At 71.2% G+C, this 1,113-nt stretch carries 1 protein-coding gene and 1 pseudogene; both read right to left on the bottom strand.

What is annotated here, in order from left to right:
• Positions 1–258 (bottom strand): annotated as a pseudogene (locus tag G3N99_RS40675) (N-acetyltransferase); the annotation flags it as partial.
• Positions 248–1,113: condensation domain-containing protein (locus G3N99_RS40670; protein ID WP_241012102.1), on the bottom strand; the 866-nt coding region annotated here is incomplete at its 5' end. The pseudogene G3N99_RS40675 and the gene G3N99_RS40670, both read right to left, overlap by 11 nt.

Below are 1,113 nucleotides of genomic sequence, written 5' to 3'. Positions count from 1 at the left end.
CGCGCGGTCCGAAACCGCCGCGGCCAGCGCGGCCAGCAGCGCACGTCGCTGGTCGGCCGGTGCCGCGCGATGGTTGTATGCGACGAGGCGCAGCGCGCCATCGTCGCCGAGTTGTGCGCGCAGCAACTGCGCACCGATGCCGTCGCCCTGCGCGACGCGAATCTCTGCGCCGTCGCGCACGGCGAACAGGCCGTCCGCGAATGCGAGGCGGTAGGTATCGAGCATCGTGAATCCGTCCGGACGCACTTCAGCCAGCATGGCGTGCCTCCTGTCCCGTTTCCGTGTGTGCATCGAGCCGCGCGCCAAGTGCCGCAAGCGTCGGCGACGCGAACAGGTCGGCGACCGTCAGCGCGTGACCGGCGCGGCTGGCCGCGTCGACGAAGCGCACGACGTCGAACGAGGTCGCGCCGGCTTCGAACAGGTTGGCGTCCGCTTCCGGCGCGGCCGTTGCGAACGTGTCGGACCACAGCGCCGCGAGCACGGCTGCCGCATGCGGCGCACGGGACGACGTTGCAGCGCGTGCATTGCCTTCCGCATGCGTGCGCTGCGACGCGTGCGCAATGGCATGCTTGTCGGGCGCGCCGAGCGCCGCTTCCGACGCGCCGGCGAAACGCGCGACTTCGTCGTGATAGACATCGACGAGCGCATCGACGAAACCGCGATCGAGCAGTTCGTCCGCATACGAGAATGCGGCGCTCACGCGGCCATCCGGATGCTCGACGACGTCCAGCTCCAGCGTGAACACGACGCGATGGCGCACCTCGTCGAATCCGGCCAGCGACAGGCCGGCCCAGTCGCGCGCCGCGGCGCCGGTCGGGCGCAGGTAGTTGAACATCACCTGGAACAGCGGATTGGCCTGCGCGGCACGCGGTGCGCGCAGCGCCGCGACGACCTCCGCGAACGGCACGTCCGCGTGTGCATAGGCCATGAGCGCCGTGTCGCGCACCTGGGCGAGCACGTCCGTACGACGCGCGGCCGGGTCGAGCTGCGTGCGCACGACGACCGAATTGATGAAGAGGCCGAGCGCGTCGCGAGCCGCATCGCCCGTCAGCTCGCGCGTCGACGCGAGCACGCCGACCGGCTGGTCGGACGCCCCCGTCGACGCGCGAGCTA

The organism is Burkholderia sp. Ac-20392 (genome assembly GCF_017104585.1).
Lineage (GTDB): Bacteria > Pseudomonadota > Gammaproteobacteria > Burkholderiales > Burkholderiaceae > Burkholderia > Burkholderia lata.
The sequence above is the reverse complement of the archived record's forward strand: the minus strand, read 5'-3'. Positions and strand labels throughout refer to the sequence as shown.